This window comes from Lipingzhangella rawalii (genome assembly GCF_031628175.1).
Lineage (GTDB): Bacteria > Actinomycetota > Actinomycetes > Streptosporangiales > Streptosporangiaceae > Lipingzhangella_A > Lipingzhangella_A rawalii.
In genome coordinates, this window is record NZ_JAVLVT010000005.1 from 186,055 (window position 1) to 205,276 (window position 19,222).

The 19,222-nt window shown below is 69.3% G+C and carries 16 protein-coding genes, 1 pseudogene and 1 riboswitch; of the genes and pseudogenes, 4 read left to right on the forward strand and 13 right to left on the reverse strand.

Going from position 1 to position 19,222, the window contains the following annotated elements; genetic code table 11:
• From RIF23_RS11865 to RIF23_RS11905, 9 genes and pseudogenes are all read right to left on the reverse strand, one after another.
• Positions 1 to 402 (reverse strand): cytidine deaminase, encoded by a 402-nt coding sequence (locus RIF23_RS11865; RefSeq protein ID WP_310912554.1) that lies wholly within the window; start codon positions 400 to 402, stop codon positions 1 to 3.
• Positions 402 to 1,667: an ABC transporter permease gene (locus RIF23_RS11870; protein WP_310912555.1), complete on the reverse strand. Its 1,266-nt coding sequence runs from the start codon at positions 1,665 to 1,667 to the stop codon at positions 402 to 404. The genes RIF23_RS11865 and RIF23_RS11870 overlap by 1 nt, the downstream gene beginning before the upstream one ends.
• Positions 1,664 to 2,725 (reverse strand): annotated as a pseudogene (locus RIF23_RS11875) (ABC transporter permease); the annotation flags it as partial. The pseudogene RIF23_RS11875 and the gene RIF23_RS11870, both read right to left, overlap by 4 nt.
• 38 nt (positions 2,726 to 2,763) lie before the next feature.
• Positions 2,764 to 4,311 (reverse strand): ABC transporter ATP-binding protein, encoded by a 1,548-nt coding sequence (locus RIF23_RS11880; protein WP_310912556.1) that lies wholly within the window; start codon positions 4,309 to 4,311, stop codon positions 2,764 to 2,766.
• A gap of 36 nt (positions 4,312 to 4,347) precedes the next feature.
• Positions 4,348 to 5,451, reverse strand: coding sequence for a BMP family lipoprotein (locus RIF23_RS11885; RefSeq protein WP_310912557.1), 1,104 nt, complete (start codon positions 5,449 to 5,451; stop codon positions 4,348 to 4,350).
• Positions 5,452 to 5,793: 342 nt separating this feature from the next.
• Positions 5,794 to 6,645 (reverse strand): alpha/beta fold hydrolase, encoded by an 852-nt coding sequence (locus tag RIF23_RS11890; protein ID WP_310912558.1) that lies wholly within the window; start codon positions 6,643 to 6,645, stop codon positions 5,794 to 5,796.
• Positions 6,646 to 6,660: 15 nt separating this feature from the next.
• Positions 6,661 to 7,053 (reverse strand): biotin/lipoyl-containing protein, encoded by a 393-nt coding sequence (locus RIF23_RS11895; RefSeq protein WP_310912559.1) that lies wholly within the window; start codon positions 7,051 to 7,053, stop codon positions 6,661 to 6,663.
• A complete protein-coding gene (locus tag RIF23_RS11900; RefSeq protein WP_310912560.1) occupies positions 7,053 to 8,144 on the reverse strand; it encodes an alpha-ketoacid dehydrogenase subunit beta in 1,092 nt (363 codons plus the stop codon). The genes RIF23_RS11895 and RIF23_RS11900 overlap by 1 nt, the downstream gene beginning before the upstream one ends.
• Positions 8,141 to 9,232 carry a thiamine pyrophosphate-dependent enzyme gene (locus RIF23_RS11905; RefSeq protein WP_407659455.1) on the reverse strand — a complete coding sequence of 364 codons (1,092 nt, stop codon included), beginning with the start codon at positions 9,230 to 9,232 and terminating at the stop codon, positions 8,141 to 8,143. Before RIF23_RS11905 ends, RIF23_RS11900 begins: the two co-directional genes overlap by 4 nt.
• A 208-nt stretch (positions 9,233 to 9,440) precedes the next feature.
• Between RIF23_RS11905 and RIF23_RS11910 the strand changes: the two genes are divergently transcribed.
• A complete protein-coding gene (locus RIF23_RS11910; RefSeq protein ID WP_310912561.1) occupies positions 9,441 to 9,920 on the forward strand; it encodes an Lrp/AsnC family transcriptional regulator in 480 nt (159 codons plus the stop codon).
• 123 nt (positions 9,921 to 10,043) lie between these two features.
• On the opposite strand, the gene RIF23_RS11915 is transcribed toward RIF23_RS11910, so the two are convergent.
• Positions 10,044 to 10,517, reverse strand: a complete 474-nt coding sequence (locus tag RIF23_RS11915) for an Hsp20/alpha crystallin family protein (RefSeq protein ID WP_310912562.1) — start codon at positions 10,515 to 10,517, stop codon at positions 10,044 to 10,046.
• 1 nt (position 10,518) lies between these two features.
• The gene (locus RIF23_RS11920) at positions 10,519 to 12,273 is read right to left on the reverse strand and encodes a BCCT family transporter (protein ID WP_310912563.1); all 1,755 of its coding nucleotides are present in this window, start codon (positions 12,271 to 12,273) and stop codon (positions 10,519 to 10,521) included.
• Between the two features lie 532 nt (positions 12,274 to 12,805).
• On the opposite strand from RIF23_RS11920, the gene cbiE reads away from it, so the two are divergent.
• The 3 genes from cbiE to RIF23_RS11935 are packed head-to-tail and all read left to right on the forward strand — an operon-like array spanning position 12,806 to position 15,599.
• Positions 12,806 to 14,071 (forward strand): precorrin-6y C5,15-methyltransferase (decarboxylating) subunit CbiE, encoded by a 1,266-nt coding sequence (gene cbiE / locus RIF23_RS11925; protein WP_310912565.1) that lies wholly within the window; start codon positions 12,806 to 12,808, stop codon positions 14,069 to 14,071.
• On the forward strand, positions 14,068 to 14,835 hold the full coding sequence (gene cobM / locus RIF23_RS11930) for a precorrin-4 C(11)-methyltransferase (RefSeq protein WP_310912566.1): 768 nt from the start codon (positions 14,068 to 14,070) through the stop codon (positions 14,833 to 14,835). The genes cbiE and cobM overlap by 4 nt, the downstream gene beginning before the upstream one ends.
• Positions 14,832 to 15,599 carry a cobalt-precorrin-6A reductase gene (locus RIF23_RS11935; RefSeq protein WP_310912567.1) on the forward strand — a complete coding sequence of 256 codons (768 nt, stop codon included), beginning with the start codon at positions 14,832 to 14,834 and terminating at the stop codon, positions 15,597 to 15,599. Before cobM ends, RIF23_RS11935 begins: the two co-directional genes overlap by 4 nt.
• Before the next feature lie 58 nt (positions 15,600 to 15,657).
• On the opposite strand, the gene mgtE is transcribed toward RIF23_RS11935, so the two are convergent.
• Both mgtE and RIF23_RS11945 read right to left on the reverse strand, forming a co-directional pair.
• Positions 15,658 to 16,986, reverse strand: coding sequence for a magnesium transporter (mgtE, locus tag RIF23_RS11940; protein WP_310912568.1), 1,329 nt, complete (start codon positions 16,984 to 16,986; stop codon positions 15,658 to 15,660).
• Between the two features lie 285 nt (positions 16,987 to 17,271).
• A riboswitch (M-box (ykoK) riboswitch) is annotated at positions 17,272 to 17,444 on the reverse strand.
• Between the two features lie 182 nt (positions 17,445 to 17,626).
• Positions 17,627 to 19,219, reverse strand: coding sequence for a precorrin-2 C(20)-methyltransferase (locus RIF23_RS11945; RefSeq protein WP_310912569.1), 1,593 nt, complete (start codon positions 19,217 to 19,219; stop codon positions 17,627 to 17,629).
• Positions 19,220 to 19,222 lie beyond the last annotated feature (3 nt).

A 19,222-nucleotide genomic window follows, 5' to 3' on the forward strand; every position in this document is an offset into this window, starting at 1 on the left:
TTATAGGTCGTGTGGCCCGAAGGCCCGCGGGAGCAGGTCGCACAGGCGCAGTGGCCCGTCGGACGTGCCGATCAGTAGCTGTTCCCCGCCGTGCTCGTGCAACAGCTGTCGACAGCGGCCACACGGCATCAAGAAGGCATCCGAGCCGTCCACGCACACGAAGGCCACCAGCCGCCCACCCCCACTCGCGCGCAGCGCCGAAACCAGGCCACACTCCGCACACAGCCCGAGGCCGTAGGAAGCGTTCTCCACATTGCAGCCGGACACGATCCGGCCATCGTCCACGAACGCCGCCGCGCCCACGGGAAACCCGGAATAGGGCGCATAGGCCCCCGCGCGTGCGGTGCTGGCCGCGACACGCAGGCGAGGGAGCCAGTCTGGGGGCGGCGCGGGGGCCGGCATCAGGCCCCCTGGCTGCGTCGCCACTGCCGGCCCACGGCCGCGGGTGGTCGCAGCCGCTGGGAGGCCAGGGCGAGCACCAGCAGGGTGGTCATGTGTGGGCTGTAGGTGGCCAGCTGGCGGGGCACGCTGTCGGCGTTGAGGAACCAGGTCAGCAGGCCGGCCGCCACGACGACACACACCGCGGCCACCATGCGGTTGCCCCGGCGCAGCTGCCACACGGCCACCGCGAGGAGGGCGATACCGAGCAGCAACAACAGTGCGTGCACGGCCTCGCCGCCACCGCGGATCTGGAGCGCGTCCGTGTAGCCGAACAGGCCGGCCCCCATCGCCACGCCGCTGGGCCGCCAGTTGCCGAAGATCATGGCGGCCAGGCCGATGTAACCCCGGCCCCCGGTCTGACCTTCCTGATAGGCCGAGGAGGCCACCATGGCCAGGAACACGCCACCCATTCCGGCGAGTCCCCCGGAGACCAGCAGCGCGATGTACTTGTAGGTGTACACCGGGATTCCCAGGGACTCGGCGGCGTCCGGGTTCTCCCCGACCGAGCGCAGCCGCAGCCCGAAGGGGGTGCGCCACAGGATCAGGTAGGTGGCCGGAAGCAGCAGCACCGCGATCAGGGTGATCACGGACATGGACGTGGTCAGGCCGATGACCAGTGCCGCCAGGTCGCTCACCAGGAACCAGCGCAGCTGTTCCACCGGACCCAGCGCCTGTTCGACCAGCGGCAGGCTGACGCCGGGAAAGTTCGGGAGGGGGGGTGACTGCCCCGCACCGCCGCCGGGCATACCCTCGAAGAACTGGATGGCGAGGAACCGTACAGCCCCCTCGGCCAGCAGGTTCACTGCCACCCCGGACACGATGTGGTCCACCCCGAAGGTCACGGTGGCCAGGGCGTGCAGCAGTCCGCCGAGCACGCCGCCGCCGATGCCCGCGACCAGACCGATCCAGGGACTCCCGGTGGTCACGGCGAAGTAGGCCCCGAACCACGTCCCGAAGATCATCATTCCTTCGAGACCGATGTTGATGATCCCGGAGCGTTCCGCCCACAGCCCGCCCAGGGCCGCCAGGCCGATCGGCACCGCGAAGGCGAGCGTGGTGCGGACCGTACCGCTACTGGTGAGCACGTCCATACCGGTGATCAGCCGCACCCCGGACAGGGCGACGAGAGCCGCCAGCAGAAGGCTGACCAGGCGCCACACGTGGCGGGTGCGCCGTTGCGCGCGCCCCGGGGGACTCGGGGTCACCACCTCGGGTGTCACCGTCATTCGGACTCCACCCCCGTTCGGCCCAGGGCCTGCCCGACCTGCTGTTGCTGATACCGGCGTGCCCAGCGGTGCACGGCCTCGTAGACGATGACCACGGTCAGCACCATGGTGGCCTGCATGATCACCGAGATTTCGGTTGGGGTGCCGTGGATCGCCAGGATTTGCGCGGACCGGTCGAGGAACGCCCAGAACAGTGCGGCCAGCGCGATCCCCAGCGGATGGTTCCGCCCCAGCAGCGCGATCGCGATACCGATAAAGCCCAGACCGGCGGGGAAGTCCAGGGCGTAGGTGTAGGACTCGCCGAGCAGCTGCGGCATCCCCACCAGCCCGGCCACCGCTCCGGACAGCAGCATCGTGATCAGGGTGATTCGTTTGACGTTGACGCCGCTGGCGGCCGCCGCGGTGCTGGACTGGCCGGCGGCCCGCAGGTCGTATCCGAAGCGGGTACGGTTCAACACCACCCAGTAGCCGACGCCCACGAGGGCAGCGAGCAGCACCAGCCCGAACACGACCCGGTCCGAGCCCAGAAAGTCTCCGGGGATTCCGGGCACCCGTCCGGATTCGTCGATGGGCGGGGTTCCGATGTTGTTGACCCCGATCGGGACCGCCAACCGGTCCACGTGCAGCAGGTAGGCGGTGATGCCGGTCGCGATGAAGTTCAGCATGATCGTGGAGATGACCTCGTGCACACCGCGGGTCACCTTCAGGTACCCCGCGATGCCGGCCCACATTCCGCCCACGAACATCGCGGCGAGGATGATCACCAGCTGGTGCAGCACCGGCGGCAGGGTGACCGCTCCACCGAGGGCCGCCGCCAGGAGCGCCGCCAGCCGGTACTGCCCATCCACCCCGATGTTGAACAGTCGCATCTTGAACCCGATGGCGACCGCGACGGCGGAGAGGTAGTACGTGGTGCCGTTGTTCAGGATCCGCACCATACTGTCCGGCGTGGTGCCGTGCTCCAGCATGCGCTCGAAGGTGAGCAGCGGGGGCACGCCGGTGGCGACCAGGACCGCCGAGGTGATCCCCACCGCGATGACCAGAGCCACCGCAACGGCGACCACGACCATCCCGATCGGATGTGCCAGCACTCGTTTCACGACGCACCCCCGGTTGCCGCCGTGGCCCCGGTCATCGCCGACCCCAGCTCTTCGGGGGTGAGCGCGTGGGGGTTGTCGATCTCGGTCACGAGCCGGCCACGCAGGATCACGTGCAGGGTGTCGGACATGCCGATCAACTCGTCCAGGTCCGCGGAGATCAGCAGCACGCCCAGACCCTCGTGCCGGGCGGCGCGGAGATGCTCCCAGATCGCGGCCTGTGCCCCCACGTCCACGCCGCGGGTGGGATGCGCGGCGAGGAGCACGGTGGGTGCGGAACTCATCTCCCGACCGACGATGAGCTTCTGCTGGTTCCCCCCGGACAGCGCATCGGCCAGCACGTCGATGCCAGGGGTACGGACGTCGTAGCGGTCCACGATACGGCGCGTGTCGGCGCGGGCTCCCGCACGGTCGATCCAGACCCCGCGGGCGTTGGGCGGCTGCGTCTGGTGTCCCAGCATCCGGTTCTCCCACAGCGGGGAGTCCAGCAGGAGGCCGTGCCGGTGCCGGTCCTCAGGGATATAGGCCACACCCTTCTCCCGCAGGCTGCGGGTGGTATCTCCGGTGACGTCCTGGCCGGCCACCCGCACGGTTCCGGCGCTGGGCTGGCGCATGCCCATCACCGCCTCGACCAGTTCGGCCTGGCCGTTGCCCTCCACCCCGGCGATCCCGACGATCTCCCCGGCGTGCACCCGCAGGCTGACATCCTCCACGACGGCGCGTTCCCCGGAGTGCACCGTCAATCCCTGTAGCTCCAGCAGCGGCCGGTCGGTCACGGTGGACTCCCGCAGCTCCGGAACAGGAAGCTGCTCGCCCACCATGAGGGTGGCCAGCTCGCGGGCGCTGGTCTCGGTGGGATCCACGGTGGCGACCGTGGTGCCCCGACGGATCACCGTGATCGTGTCCGCGATGGACAGCACCTCGTCGAGTTTGTGCGAGATGAACAGGACCGTGAGCCCTTCTCGGGTCAACTCCCGCAGGTTGCCGAACAGTTCCGCAACCTCCTGCGGTACCAGCACGGCGGTGGGCTCGTCCAGGATCACGGTGTGCGCCCCGCGGTAGAGCACTTTGAGGATCTCCACCCGCTGTCGCTGCCCGACCCCCAGTTCGGCCATCCGCTCGTCGGGGTCAACCCCCAGGCCATAGGCCTCCGACAGTTCGAGGATGCGCGCGCGGGCCCGCGCGCCGATGCCGTGGCGCCGCTCCGCCCCCAGCACGACGTTCTCCAGCACGGTCAGATTGTCGGCCAGCATGAAGTGCTGGTGCACCATGCCGATCCCGTGCCGGATGGCCTCGGACGGTGACCCCAGCCGGACCGTGGTGCCACCGACCGAGATCGTTCCCTCGTCGGGCTGGTGCATCCCGTAGAGGATCTTCATCAGCGTGGACTTGCCGGCGCCGTTCTCCCCGACGATGGCGTGCACGGTCCCCGGGGCGACCCGGATATCGATGTCGTGGTTGGCCACGACCCCCGGGAACCGTTTCGTGATCCCGTGGAGTTCGACGGCTGCCGGAACGTCCGGCGGGCTCGCTGCCCCGTCGCTCATGGTCTCCGGCCTCTTCTGTGGCGGTTTCCGGGATGGTTAGGGTTCGGCCGGTACCTCGATGTCGCCGTCGATGATCTGCTGGCGCAGGTCGTCGAGTTCCTCGGTGTAGTCCGAGATCAGATCCTCGTTGGAGTCGGAGTAGTCCACGCCCTCGTTGGCAAGGTCGAACCGCTCGATACCACCGTCGACGGCACCGTCCCCGACGTCCTGCACGAACTCGAACACCGCGGTGTCGACCCGCTTGATCGCCGAGGTGAGCACGTAGGGCTGGGACTCCTCGGGAGCGTTGAGGTACTGGTCGGAGTCCACCCCGATGAACAGCTCCTCGCGGTCGGTCGCGGCCTCGAGAACTCCGGTTCCGGAGGCGCCGGCAGCGTGGTAGATCACATCGGCGCCCGCGTCGTACTGGCCCTCGGCCGCGGACCGGCCGCGGGCTGGGTCGTTGAAGCCGTCGAAGTCGGGGGGCTGGGTCAGGTAGTCCGTGTCCACCTCGACGTCCGGGTTGATGTGCTCGACCCCGGCCACGTATCCGGCCTCGAACTTCCCGATCAGCGGCACCTCGACCCCGCCGATGAACCCGACGTGGTCCGTCTCGGTGGCCATCGCCGCGGCCGCACCGACCAGGAACGAGGCCTCCTCCTCGGCGAACAGCAGACTGGTCACGTTCGCCAGCGGATCATCGGGGAACTCGGCCCCGTCCTCCTCCTGCTGTTCGAGAACCTGGGTCATGTCCTCGTCGACGATCGCGAACTCCACATCCGGGTACTGCGGAGCGACCTCGAGCATGGCGGGGCCGTAGGCGAATCCGACTCCGATGACCGGGTTCATGCCCTCCTCGGCCATGAGTTCCAGACGCTCGACCTTCTCCGCGTCACTCTCTCCCTCGGAGGCCTCGATGTCGTTGACTTCCAGGTCGAGCTCCTCGGACACCAGCTCCAGGCCCGCGTAGGCAGCGTCATTGAACGAACGGTCGCCCCGTCCCCCGATGTCGTAGGCCAGGCCCACGTTCAGCGCATCGGCGTCCGGCCCGTCGCCATTTCCAGCGCCGTCGCCGTTCTCGCCGGTGTCACAGGCGGTCATGGCTACGGTCAACGTTCCTGCGGCGACGCAGGCCGTCACCTTCCGGGCGATCTTCACCATCGGCTCCCCTCTGAACCCCGCGGTGGCCCGACCTGACCGGGAACACACCAGCTCATCGTCCTGGGCGGAGGTTATCCGGTCATCGGGGGTATACCCCGGGGCGCCACGGCCTTTGTTATGAATGCGAGAGCAGAGCGCAACGGACGTTACCGGCAGGTTGTCGGGGTTCGCTGCGCTTGCGGGACATTAGCTCAGCCACGGGGACGCGACCTCAACGGCGATCCTTGCCAAAGGCGCGTGGGGCGCTTGGTAGTGGCGTGAACTCGCCTGGGGCCACCATCTCGGGCGGCACCGCCAGCGCGGGGTCGTGCGAACCATGAAGGTCCCGCGCTCCGCGCACGGTCAGCCCTCTTCCTCGAGGAACTCCACAACGGCGGTCTTCAGGCCGCGGGCCGCCACGGCCGTGCGGTGATCCCGCCCCGGGATCCGCAGTGTGCGCGCGTCGGTGAGCCTCTCCGCCAACAGCTCCATGTCCGTGGCCAACTCGTCCTCGGTACCGGCGGCCAGCAGGAGCGGGGAGACCCCGGGTGCGGGGTCGGCGGTGAACGGGTGCTGCTGTTCGCCCTGTTGGCAGGCGGCCAACGCCGCCTGGTCGTTACCCGGTAGCGCGCTGGCCGCGGCCAGGACGGCGTCGGCCGTCCCAGGGTCGCTACGCCCTGCCACCCGAGGGGCGCTGTAGGGACCGAAGCCCGCCAGCGCCGCCCGCCGGACCCGCCCCGGATGACTGCGCATGAATTCCCAGACCATCCGGGAGCCCATGGAGTAGGCCACCACATCGACCCGACCGAGGTCGAAGGAGTCCAGCACGGCCTCCAGGTCGGCGACATGCTGGGCCGGGCTGTAGTAGCTGGCCTGCTGGGGTTTGGCGCTGGCCCCGTGCCCACGCAAGTCGAGACCGACGACGGTGCGTCCGGCCGTCGTCAGGGCCCGCACCCAGCCCGTCTGTTCCCAGTTGAACCGGAAGCTGGAGCCGAAGCCGTGCACGAGGAGCACCGGAGGCGGGCCGGCCGGTTGGGTTGGGCACGTGCCGTCCGACTCCGGGCCGGCGGGCGGGGTGGCCTCGGGTGCGGATCCCGACGCGGTGTCACCTGGCTCACCTGGGTCGACCCGGTAGGAACGCACGTACACGGTGGGCTCCCGGTCCACGTCGCGCGTGGTCACACCCGAGGTGGACGGGGCAGGATGGGGTGTCATTCTCGGGATGCTCCTCTACTCCTCCGGTGGACGGAGCCGCACGCGGCGCTGCCGGGGTTCGGATCCCGTCGGGACCGTTCCCACGATCCCGGCGGAGTCGGATCCGTGCTCTCGGCCTTCCGCGGCACCGGTCGCGGTTTCCGTGCTGTCCGTGCTGGTGCCGGGATCGTCTCCGGAGAACGAGACGAGGGGCGCCCCGACCGGAACCACGGTTCCCGGCTCGGCGTGGAGCTGCGTGACGGTCCCGGAGCAGGGGGAGGGGATCTCCACCGTGGACTTCGTGGTCTCGACCTCCACCATGGCTTCGTTCCGCTCCACATGTTGACCCGGGGTCACCAGCCACTCCACCACGGTCGCCTCGACGAGGCCCTCACCTAGGTCGGGCAGCACGAAGGTCTGCTCGCTCATCAAAACTCCAGGGTGTGTTGGACCGCGAGTAGGATGCGGTCGAGCGTCGGTAGGTACTGATGTTCCAGCGGGCCCGCCGGGTAGGGAACGTCGAATCCGCTCACCCGCTGCACGGGGGCGCGCAGCTCACCGAAGCAGCGCTCCATGAGGCGTGCGGAGACCTCCGCCCCCAGCCCTGCGGTCAACGGGGCTTCGTGCACCACCACCGCACGTCCGGTGCGGGCCACGGATGCGGCCAGGCCCGCGGTGTCCAGCGGTTTCAGCCACCGCAGGTCCAGCACTTCCAGGTCCACACCGTCCTCCGCGGCGAGTTCCGCGACCTCGAGGCAGGTTCGGACCATCGACCCCCAGCACACCAGGGTGGCGTGCCGGCCTGGTCGCGCCACGCGGCTGGTGCCCAGCGGAGCCGCGTCCAGCTCCTGGGTGCTGTCCGGTGGGGGAAGCTGGATCTGCTCCCGGTCCCAGTAACGGGCCTTGGGTTCCAGGAAGATCACCGGGTCGTCGCAGCGCACCGACTGCAACAGCAGTGTGTAGGCCTCGGCCGGGGTGGACGGCGCGACCACGTTGAGCCCGGGAACGTGCGCGAACAGGGACTCCAGGCTCTCGCCGTGGTGTTCGGGGGCCTGGATACCGCCGAAGCTGGGTAGCCGCAGCGTCACGGGCATCGGGAACGCGCCCCGGGACCGGTAGCGCATACGGGCCAGCTGGTTCACGATCTGGTCGACGGCGGGGTAGGCGAAACCGTCGAACTGGAGCTCCGGGATTGGCCGCCACCCCTGCATGGCCAGGCCCACGCACAGGCCCATGATTCCGGACTCGGCCAGGGGAGTGTCGAACACCCGGTGGTGGCCGTGCCGTTCCTGGAGCCCGGCGGTGACCCGGAACACCCCACCCAGCCGTCCCACATCCTCGCCGAGGACCAGAGTGCGCGGATCCTCGGTCAGGGCACGGTCCAGGGCGGCGTTGAGCGCCTGCCGGAGGTCCGGCCCCTCGTGGTGTGCCTCGGGGCGGCGCGACGCCGACGCCGACGCCGACGCCGACACTGCGGTCCCCGGCCCCTGGCCGGAATCGGCGTGCAGTAGCTGGCTCATCCGAGTTCCACCTCCTCACGCCAGGCCCGTTGCTGACGCAGTAGCTCGTCGGTCGGTTCGCTGAACACGTGCGTGAACATTTCCTCTCCCGAAGGGGGCGGCGCCACACGCACACCCGCACGCATCGACGCCGCGGCCTCCTGTGCCTGTTCGCGCACCTCGGCGGCGAACGAGTCATCGCCGGGGACAGTCCCGGCGGCGAGCATCGCCGTGTATAGGCGCTCGATGGGGTCGGCTCGTGCCCACTGGCGTTCGGTGTCCTCGCTGCGATAGCGGCGGGTGTCGTCCGAGGTGGAGTGCGGGCCCAGGCGGTAGGTTCGCGCCTCGATCAGGCTGGGGCCACCACCGGAGCGCGCCCGCGCCAGCGCCGCCCGGGTCGTGGTGTAGACGGCGAGCACGTCGTTGCCGTCCACCTCGTGTCCCGGCATGCCGTACCCGGCTGCGCGGGCCGCAATCGAGCCACCCGCCACCTGGTCCCGGTTGGGTACGGACAGGGCCCACTGGTTGTTCTGGCAGAGAAATACCACCGGCGCCTGGAACACCGCGGCCATGTTCATCGCCTCGTGAACGTCCCCCTCAGAGCTCGCTCCGTCGCCGAAGTACGCCAGTGCACATCCGGGGGTGCCGTCGAGCTGGGCGCCGAGGGCCCAGCCTACTGCGTGGGGCACCGGGCCTCCCACCACGGCGTTGATGGGGGCGAGTCGGGAGCGGCTCGGGTCGTATAGGCCGCCGTGCCACAGCGCACGGTGGGAGGCCATGTAGCCGACCATGTCCACGCCGAGCGTGACCGCTACCGCCATTTCCCGGTAGGTGGGGAAGGCGAAGTCGCTGGTGCGGTCCATGGCCGCGGCGCTGCCGACCTGGGCGGCCTCCTGCCCACGCAGCGGCACATAGGCGGGGAACACGCCCTGGCGTTGGAGTGCTACCGCCTCGTCGTCGAGATGGCGGGCATAGACCATGTCCCGGTAGAGGGCCCGCAGCACCTCCGGCGAGACATCGGTTCCGGTCAGGTCAACGGGATGCGTGGGCGGTGTCGCGTCGGTCGTGCTGGATGCGTTGCGGTCCTGGTCACGTGGCGGGGACGACATAGTTCACATTCTGGTCTGATGCTTGACACTTTCGCTAGATCTTGCGTGATGATTGATACAAACGGATACGCACACCGATCAGACAATCGGATTTGTCCAAAACGATGGTGGCTGCTGGGGTCCGTGTCGGACAGGGTGTCGGAGGGGTGGATCCGGAGCCGGCCGTGGAGGCTGACCCGAGTGGTCCAGGCGGAAGGGTGGTTCACGGATGGTGACCGACGGGTATTCCCGGCCGGAGCCGGACACGACGGACCGGGCGATCATCGGGATGTTGGCTGAGGACGCACGCACGCCGGTAACGGAGATCGCGCATCGGGCGCGGGTGTCCCGCGCGACGGCCTACAACCGAATCGGCAGGCTCACCGAGCAGGGTGTGATCCGCGGCTACTCGGTGGTCGCCGACCACGCCAAGTTGGGACTGGGAATGACGGCCCTGATCCTGATTTCGGGGAGTCAGCCGGACTGGCGGGCGAACCGGGAGATCATCTCCGCCTATCCGGAGGTGGAGTACGCCTGGTACGTGGTTGGATCCGCCGACATCGTGCTGCTGGTGCGCGTGGCCGACACCGACCAGCTGCGTGACCTGATCCTGACCCGGCTTCAGTCGCTGCCCGGGGTCACCGGGACCCAGACGCTGACCGTGATCGAGGAGGTCGTGCACCGGCCCGTGGTGCGGCCACACGCCTGAGGGCACACACGGTTGCGGCCGGGGCTTCCATCCGCCCATCGCCCGGGAGGCTCGGGCCGCAGAAGCGCGTGGGGGCGGGGCCCAGGGCCCCGCCCCCACGTCCCGCTGCCAGCTACTGCGGGCTCAACTCTTCTTCTTGCTGCTCACCCGGATCCGCTTCGGGGCACTGGCCTCCGCAGCGTTGCGGACCGTGACCTCCAGCAGTCCCTCATCGAACTTGCCTTCGATGTCGTCCTCGTCGACCCCCTCCGGCAGGGTGATGTCCCGGCGGAAGGTGCCGTAGAAGCGTTCGCTGGCGTAGTAGATGGCGTTCTCCTCGTCCTCGCCGCGCAGGCGCTCCCCGGTGATGGAGAGGACCCCGTGCGAGAACGAGACCTCCACCATGTCGGAGGAGACCCCGGGGAGCTCGCTGCGGATCACGAGGTCGGACCCACGGGCGAAGATGTCCGTGGTGGGCGTCCACGCATCGGCGAAGCCCCGGACATCCGCGGGTCCATGCGTGTCCACGGTGGACATGGCGTCCGAGATGCGGCTCATCTCGCTCATGACGTCCATGACACCGCGGAACGGGTTGCGGACTCGGCTCTTCGGCGGCATTTCACTCACCTCCTGTTCCGCGGTTGGACTGTTCCTCGGTGGTGTCCTCGCTGCTGCTGGACACGTTCACAGCGGTGCTCGGCTCGGGACCAGACCCTTCCTGGGACGGGCTTCCACCGTACTGACTGAGGGTCGGTGCGGGAATTCCCATCTCCCGAGCCTGGAGGGCCGCCAGGTTCTCCTCCCGGAGAGCCCGTGCCAGTCCGATGGCGACGAAGATCAGCACCACCGCGAACGGTAGACCCGTGGTGACCGAGGTGGCTCTGAGGATCATCAGGGCACCGGTTCCACCACCGACCAGGATCACCGCGGTCACGATGCCCTCGAGCAGGGCCCAGAAGGCGCGCTGGTACGGAACCGGGTTGCGGTCCCCACCGTTGGTGAGCATGTCGATCACCAGCGAACCGGAGTCCGAGGAGGTGATGAAGAAGATCGCCACAACCAGGATGGTCAACAGTGTGGCCAGCCACACGACGGAGGACGCGATGGGCAGGAACTCCAGCATGCGGAACAGGGCGTCGCCCTCACCACCGGCGCCGATGGTGCCGGCTTCGCCGTCGTCCACGGCCTCGTGGAACCCGTCCACGCCGAGCTCCTGGGTGAGGTCATTGACCAGCGGGATGTCGTAGTACAGCCCGCTGCCACCCAGGGTGGAGAACCAGGCGATCGACACACCGACCGGGGCGAACAGGGTGCCGACCACGAACTGGCGGATGGTACGCCCCCGGGAGATACGGGCGATGAACATGCCCACGAACGGCGCCCAGGAGATCCACCAGCCCCAGTAGAAGAAGGTCCACGCCGACTGCCAGGCCGCGTGATCCTCCGCGGTTTCGGGGTTGGCGACCGTGAGGCTGTTGTTGACGAGGTTGGACAGGTAGGTACCCGTCCAGTCGAACATGCCGCTGATGATGAACGCCGTGGGACCGGCGATGAACACGAACACCAGCAGGGCGGCGGCCATCCACAGATTGACGATGGACAGACGACGCACACCCTTGTCGATCCCGACCAGCACACTGACCAGGGCAACCAGGGTGATGACACCAATGATGCCCACCTGAACCGCGACACTCTCCGCGGGGATGGCATCACTGAGCCGGGCGAGCCCCGCGTTGATCTGCTGGGTGCCGATACCCAAGGAGGTGGCCAGGCCGAACATGGTGCCGAGCACGGCGAGGATGTCGATCAGGTAGCCGAGGCCCCCGTAGATGCGGTTGCCGATCAGCGGGTAGAAGGCGGCCGCCGGGCGCATCGGCAGGCCCTTGCGGTAGGAGAAGTAGGCCAGGGCCAGACCCAGCACGATGTAAATCGCCCACGGCTGGAAACCCCAGTGGAACAGCGAGGGATCCATGGCTTCCCGGGCCTGGAGGGCCGGGTTCTGGGCGTCCGGGTTGTCCGAGAGTCCGACCACGACTCCGTTGGTCACGTAGCCGGTCGGCTCCGCCGTGCCCCAGAAGACCAGACCGATCCCCATGCCGGCGGTGAACAGCATCGCGAACCAGGCGATGGTGCCGAATTCCGGCTTGGAGTCGTCCGCGCCGAGCTTAACTTTTCCGTATCGGCTGAACATCAGCCAGATGACGAAAACCAGGAAGAAGGCGGTGGCCAGTACGTAGAACCAGCCCATGGTGTCGCTGATAGCGATGAGCCAGTCCCAGGCTAGAGCCGAGGCATCCTCGGAGCCCATCGCCTGCGATACGCCGATACCGGCGGCAACGAATGCGAGGATCAGGATCCCCGATGTGAAGAACACCGGCGGGCTCGTGTGCTCCCTGATGTAAGTCGCTAACCTGCTAATTTTTGCTTCCCTCCTCCAGGTCGGAGGCCGTCGCGCACCGGTCCGTGGCTGGATGCCGGCGCGGAGGGCGGCACAGTCTCAGAGGATGATTCAATCACGTTTGTCGGATGTGACTCGAACGTAGCGATCATCGACTGAGTTGGGCGGTTCTGCGGTCGCTGAATGAAATCCTAGAGCGAATTTCGGTGTACGTATAGTCACTTCGCCGCGCGGCCATCCCCGTTGATTACGACCCCGCAAATACGGAGACATACTCGGAGCGATCGCTGTATTGTTTCGGGTTCGAGTTCTGCGCCGTGCCGCCCCTCCACTTCGTGTCGTGATTCTCGTGGTGTGGCTCCGCGAGCAAATTCACTGGCCGGGGCCGGCCATTGGGAGGTGCCCCGCGACCGGCCACGGAGGTCCCGTCCCGTAGGATTACCCCCGATGCCGATCCCCAATCGAGCCGGTGACCTGCAACGCAGAGGGGTGTTGCGGGGGTGGTCGCATGAGTGGTGACGCGCCACAGCAGCCCCCACCCGACAGCGATGAGCCCCACCCGGGCGCGCCCCTGTCCGTGGTCGGTATCGGCGCCGGTGGCTGGGACGGGCTCAGCCCGCGGGCCCGAACCGAAATCGCCGCCGCGGAGGTTCTGTTCGGCAGCGATCGCCAGCTGGCGCTCCTGCCCGCGGAGGTCACGGGCCACCGGGTGGCCTGGCCCCGCCCCCTGCTGCCGGCGTTGCCGGAACTGCTGGATACCTACGCGCGGCAGCGCAGATGCGTCCTCGCCAGCGGCGACCCGATGAGCTACGGCATCGGGGCGACGCTGGCCCGTCTGGTGGGACCCGATCGGCTCCGGGTGATCCCCCACCCCTCCGCGTCCTCCCTGGCCTGTGCCCGGATGGGCTGGCCCAGCGACGAGGTCACCGTGGTGAGCGCCGTCGCCCGCCCCTTGGACGCGCTGCGGCGCCTGCTCGCCCCGGGCCAGCGTCTGCTGGTGCTCAGCGAGGGCCCCACCACCCCCGGCGCTGTCGCCGCGCTGCTACGCGAAGCCGGCTTCGCCCACAGCCAGATGACCGTGCTCGCGGACCTGGACGGGCCCGAGGAGTACCGCCGCCAGGCCACAGCCGCGGACTGGACCGACAGCCGGGAGCATCCGCTGAACGTGGTCGCCGTGGAGTGTGCCGCCAGCGGCGCTCCCGCCTACTCCACCCTCGCCGGCCTGCCCGACGACGCCTACGACCACGACGGGCAGCTCACCAAGCGGGAGGTGCGCGCGCTCACGCTGGCCCGCCTCGCCCCCCTGCCCGGACAGCTGCTCTGGGACGTGGGAGCGGGCTCGGGAAGCGTGGCGATCGAATGGATGCGGTCGCATGCCACCTGCCGCGCGGTGGCCCTGGAACGCGACCCGGGCCGGGCCGAACGCATCCGCCACAACGCCGCACGGCTGGGGGTGCCCGGCCTGGAGACCCACACCGGCGAGGCACCCGGCGGGCTGTGCGGGCTGCCGGCTCCGGACGCCATCTTCGTCGGTGGGGGCGCCAGCGACCCCGAGGTACTCTCCGCATGCTGGGCGGCACTACCGAGCGGCGCCCGGATGGTGGTCAACGCGGTCACACTCGCAGCGGAGGCGTGCGTGCTCGACGCACAGCGGCGCCTCGGCGGCGAGCTGACCCGGCTGGAGGTGCAGCGTGCCGGATCGATCGGCCAGGCCGGGCACGCGGTGTGGCGCCCGGCCCTGCCCATCACACAATGGACGGTGGACAAGACGTGACGGTGTACTTCATTGGCGCGGGCCCCGGCGCCGCGGACCTGATCACCCTGCGTGGGCTGAACCTCCTGTCCTCCTGCGGGGTGTGCCTCTACGCGGGAAGTCTCGTACCCGAGGAGCTGTTGGAGTCCTGTCCCGCCGATGCACGCCGGGTGGACACCTCGACGCTGACGCTCGACGAGATCACCGCCGAATACGAACAGGCCCACCGCGGCGGGTGCGACGTCGCGCGGCTGCACTCCGGTGATCCCACACTGTGGAGTGCGGTCGCCGAACAGATGCGCCGGCTGGACACGCTCGGCATCGACTACCAGCTGGTTCCCGGCGTTCCGGCGTTCACCGCCGCCGCTTCCAGCCTGGGGCGGGAACTCACCGTCCCCGAGGTGGGACAGACCGTGGTCCTCACCCGGGTCGCCAACCGCGCCACCGCGATGCCCCCCGGTGAGGACCTGGCGACACTCGGCGCCAGCGGGGCCACGATCGTGCTGCACCTGGCCGCGCGGGAGATCGATCGGGTTGTGGCGGAGTTGCTGCCCGGCTACGGGCCGGACTGTCCCGCAGCCGTGGTGGCCTACGCCAGCCGCTCTGACGAACGCGTCCTGCGGGGAACCCTCGCCGACATCGCCGAACAGGTCCACCAGTCCGGCATCGTGCGCACTGCGGTGATCATCGTGTCCCGGGTGCTGACGGCCGCGAGTTTCCCGGACAGCCATCTGTACTCCTGTGCCCGCCAGGAGCTGCTGGCGAGCGGGGGCGAATCCACGTGACCGCCAGCACCGTGCTGATCCTCGGCGGCACCGGTGAGGGGCGTCGACTCGCCGATCTGCTGCGGGTGGAACTGCCCGGGGCACACGTGGTCTCCTCGCTGGCGGGTCGGATCGCCACCCCCCGACACCCGGCCGGCTCGGTGCGCGTGGGAGGGTTCGGCGGTGTCGGCGGGCTTGCCACCTGGCTGCGGGAACATCGGGTGTGCGCGGTCGTGGATGCCACACATCCCTTCGCCGCCCGGATCAGCGCGGCGGCGGCCGAGGCTACCGCCGCGTGTGGAGTGCCGCTGCTGGCCCTACGGCGCCGCGCCTGGTCGCCGGGGTCGGGAGACGACTGGCGCTGCGTGGACTCGATGGAGGAGGCCGCGGCACTGGTTCGAACCATCGCGTCCCGGGTGCTGTTGACCGTGGGTCGCCAGGAGCTGGGCGCCTTCGCCGGAGATCGACACACCTGGTTCCTGGCACGCTGTGTGGACCACCCCGATCCTCCCCTGCCGGCCCGGGTGGAGGTCCTGCTCGACCGGGGGCCCTACACGGTGGCGGCCGAGCGGGCGTTGCTCGACGAACGGGGCATCGACGCGGTGGTGACCAAGAACAGCGGGGGGCCGGCGACGGCGGCGAAACTGACCGCGGCCCGGGAACGGGCACTCCCCGTGGTCATGGTGCGGAGACCCGCATGCCCGCACGATGTGCCCGAGGTCAGCGATGTCGACGCGGCGGTTGCCTGGGTTCGCCACCGTCTGGCCGTGCCGGCGGATCACTGAGCCCCTCGGACGCGACCGGGGCTGAGCCCGCCGGCTCCCGGCCGCGTCCGTGGACCGGTTACAGCCCCAACACACTCATCGCGATCAGGAAGTAGATGATCAGTCCGGTGGCATCCACCAGGGTCGTGATCAGCGGGGCGGAGACGACTGCGGGGTCGATACCGACCCGCTTGGCCACCATCGGCAGCATCCCGCCGACGAAGGACGCCCACAGACAGATCAGGGCGAGACTGCTCGCCACGATGACCGCGAACTCCAGGCCGAAGAACGTCCAGATCACCGGCAGCGCGATCGCGCCGAGCATCAGCCCGAGCATCAGGCCAACCTGCGCCTCCCGCCACACCACCTTGACGAAGTCCCGCAGGCGCACCTCACCCACCGACATCGCGCGGATCACCACGGTCGCCGCTTGGGACCCCGAGTTGCCCCCGGTGTCGATCAGCAGGGGGAAGAACAGGGCCAGGGCGACCACGGCCTCCAGCGTCTCCTCGAAGACCGCCAGCACGTTCACGGTCAGCACGGCCGCGACCCCGAGCAGCAGCAGCCACACCGCGCGCTTCCGGGCGAGATGGAAAGGTGTGGCCAGCAAGTACGGGCGGCTGAGCGGTTCGGAACCACCCGTGCGCGCGAGGTCTTCGCTGGTTCCCTCCTCCAGGACACGAATGGCGTCGTCGGTGTGGATAATGCCGACCATGCGTCGTTCGGAGTCGACCACCGGAACCGCCGTCAGGTCGTGCCGCTGCGGAAGGCGCGCCGCGGTCTCGGCGTCCTCCGTCGTGGCCACCGCGATGTCCGGCAGCCGTGCCAGATCCGCGACCTGCTGGCTCTCGGGAGCCTTGACCAGCTCCACCACACTGACCAGACCGAGGTAGCGCCGGTCCACGTCGATGACGAACACGGTGCCGAGGTCCTCGGCGTCCAGATGGGAGTTGCGGATCGTCGCGAGTGCCTCGCGGGCGGTGACATGAGGGCGAACGGCGAGATAGTGCGGGTTGGCGATCCGGCCGGCACTGTCCGCGGGGTAGGACAGCAGGGTACCGACCCGTGCCCGGTCCGCGGCGGACAGTGCCGCCAGCAGGCGCTTCGCCACCGCGGCGGGCGCCTCGTCCACCAGCCGGGCCTGGTCGTCCAGGTCCAGCTCAGCCAGGACATCGGCCGCTTCCGAGCTGGTCATCGCCTCCAGCAGGTTGACCTGCTCGTCCTCACTGAGGAGCTCGAACACCTCGATCGCGAACTGCTTGTCCAGTAGCCGAAAGGCCAGAACATGTTCGGTGGCGGGAAATTCCCGGAGGGCGGCCACGGCCTCGTCGGGGCTCAGCAGGTTCAGGCTCTCCTTGGCGCGGGCGAGGTTCCGCTCTTGCAGCCGCTCCAGCAGCATGCTGTGCATGGGTGTACTCCTTGCGTGCAGGGCCTACTCCACACGCCGCCCGTGCCGCAGCGGGCACCGCTGGGCTCAGGCGCGTGGGGGCAGGAGAACGAGGATGGGGGACGGGGGTGCTGCGACTGCGGCCAGGCGCACAGTCTCTGGTTCGGCTAAATGGTCCGGGTCCGGCACTGCCCACACCCCCTTTCGTTCCGCCCCACACAACAAAGAAGACCTCCCGCATGCCGGGAGGCCCAGAACGAAAGTCTCGCACCACAGTGCGGTATGGCACCGAATGGGGATGATCCGGTGCGCTCCCAACGTCCGTGCTTCAGCACTGCGCTGCTAGGAGGTCACGACCTCCGGCCCGCATTAGGCCAAGCCTTGATTCGACAGGGCCTGTTCAACCCATGGGGGTCTCTCGACCTTTCTGGGCAGCGGACACATACAACACGCAGGAGCCTCGCCTAACGGGAAACCTGTTGTGAATGTAACCGTCGTCGATTGTATCGACACGTACCGTCGGGAATCAACTCACGCCCGGACACGGTGGGTCCAAGCGGGCCGGGGCGACGGCGCGTTCACCCCATCGTTCCGCCCGCCGCCGCTGGTGCTCCCCGCCCCGGCCAGCGGCCCGCGGCGCGGTCGACGGGGAGCACCCAGCTCATTCGGAGGCCGGGTAGCGCCGCGGGGTCCACACCACGGTGTGTCCATTGCCACGCTCGGTCACCTGGGTGGTGGACGATCCGACCAGCAACAGACAGCGCATGTCCACGGCCTGCGGATCCAGCTCGGCCAGGGTGGTGATCTGGATGTCCTCCTGCGCCCCGCCGACGTCTCGCGCCCGAACCACGGGGGTGTGTCCGGGCCGGTGTTCCAGCAGCAGGTCCCGAGCCGCCTCCACCTGCCAGGTGCGGCTGCGCGAGGCCGGATTGTAGATGGCCAGAACGAGATCGGCCGCGGCGGTGGCCCGCAGCCGCGACTCGATCACGTCCCAGGGCTTGAGCCGGTCGGACAGCGACAGCACGCAGAAGTCGTGCCCGAGCGGGGCCCCGGCCCGTGCGGCGGCGGCCTGGGCCGCGGTGAGCCCCGGAAGCACCTCCACCGGCACGTCCTTGAACCGCGGTTCGGCGGCGACCTCCAGGACCGCGGCGGCCATCGCGAACACCCCCGGATCGCCCGAGGACACCACGGCCACCCGCGCCCCGGCGGCCGCGAGCTCCAGCGCGGCGGCCGCGCGTTCACTCTCCACCTGGTTGCCGGAGGCGTGCCGACGCTGGCCCGGCCACAGCTGCACCCGATCCAGGTAGGGGCCGTAGCCCACCAGATCCTCGGCGTCGGCCAGCGCGTCCCGGGCCTCGGGGGTCATCCAGGCACGGCCGGCGGGGCCGAGGCCGACCACCGTCACCGAACCGCGCGCCTCCATGGCCTGCGCCGCAGTGTGGGGATGAGCGGTCGCGATCTGCTGGGCGGACGGACTGGGCACCATCGCCAGGGAGAAGTAGGGGACCCGCTCGTCGTCCACCTCGGCGAGCGGCGCTACCCGCTGCCGCTGGGTGGTCGCCCGCTCCACGTACCACGCCTCGTCGAGCTTGCCCGCCCGCTCCAGGGCACTGCGCACCTGTGGAAAGGTCCGGCCGAGTTTCATGATCACCGTGGCGTCGGCCGAGGAGACCCGGTCGGCCAGTTCCTCGTCCGGCAACGTCCCGGACAGCACGGTCAAGGTCTCGTCATGCTGGGCCAAGGGGCGGCCCAGCGCGGCCGAGGCGCCGCTCACAGCGGTCACCCCGGGCACCACCTCCGCCCGGAACCGGTGCGCCAACCGCTGGTGCATGTGCATATAGGAGCTGTAGAACAGGGGGTCTCCGGCGGCCAGCACCACCACGTCCCGTCCCGCCTCCAGGTGCGCGGCAAGCTGCTCGGCGGCCTCGGCGTAGAACTCGGCCATCGCCGCGGTGTAGCCACCCGGATGGTCCGTGCCCTCGGTGGTGACCGGGTACACGAGGTGTTCCTCGATCTGGTCTCCGCGCAGGTACGGTTCGGCGACGGACCGCGCGATGCTGCGCCCGTGCTGGGCACTGTGGTAGGCGACCACGTCCGCGGAACCGATCAGTCGCGCCGCCTTGACCGTCACCAGCTCGGGGTCGCCGGGCCCCAGGCCCACGCCCCACAGCCGTCCCGTTCCGCGGGGCGCACCCTCCGGAGACGGATGCTCGGGGTAAGCGCCGTTGTCCGCACTCGTGGACTGTGTATCCATTGC

Bases quoted from the DNA above. Each gene is read 5' to 3' on its own strand.
- RIF23_RS11865 (WP_310912554.1), bottom strand. From the start codon at position 402: ATGCCGGCCCCCGCGCCGCCCCCAGACTGGCTCCCTCGCCTGCGTGTC.
- RIF23_RS11870 (WP_310912555.1), bottom strand. From the start codon at position 1,667: ATGACGGTGACACCCGAGGTGGTGACCCCGAGTCCCCCGGGGCGCGCG.
- RIF23_RS11880 (WP_310912556.1), bottom strand. From the start codon at position 4,311: ATGAGCGACGGGGCAGCGAGCCCGCCGGACGTTCCGGCAGCCGTCGAA.
- RIF23_RS11885 (WP_310912557.1), bottom strand. From the start codon at position 5,451: ATGGTGAAGATCGCCCGGAAGGTGACGGCCTGCGTCGCCGCAGGAACG.
- RIF23_RS11890 (WP_310912558.1), bottom strand. From the start codon at position 6,645: ATGACACCCCATCCTGCCCCGTCCACCTCGGGTGTGACCACGCGCGAC.
- RIF23_RS11895 (WP_310912559.1), bottom strand. From the start codon at position 7,053: ATGAGCGAGCAGACCTTCGTGCTGCCCGACCTAGGTGAGGGCCTCGTC.
- RIF23_RS11900 (WP_310912560.1), bottom strand. From the start codon at position 8,144: ATGAGCCAGCTACTGCACGCCGATTCCGGCCAGGGGCCGGGGACCGCA.
- RIF23_RS11905 (WP_407659455.1), bottom strand. From the start codon at position 9,232: ATGTCGTCCCCGCCACGTGACCAGGACCGCAACGCATCCAGCACGACC.
- RIF23_RS11910 (WP_310912561.1), top strand. From the start codon at position 9,441: ATGGTGACCGACGGGTATTCCCGGCCGGAGCCGGACACGACGGACCGG.
- RIF23_RS11915 (WP_310912562.1), bottom strand. From the start codon at position 10,517: ATGCCGCCGAAGAGCCGAGTCCGCAACCCGTTCCGCGGTGTCATGGAC.
- cbiE (WP_310912565.1), top strand. From the start codon at position 12,806: ATGAGTGGTGACGCGCCACAGCAGCCCCCACCCGACAGCGATGAGCCC.
- mgtE (WP_310912568.1), bottom strand. From the start codon at position 16,986: ATGCACAGCATGCTGCTGGAGCGGCTGCAAGAGCGGAACCTCGCCCGC.
- RIF23_RS11945 (WP_310912569.1), bottom strand. From the start codon at position 19,219: ATGGATACACAGTCCACGAGTGCGGACAACGGCGCTTACCCCGAGCAT.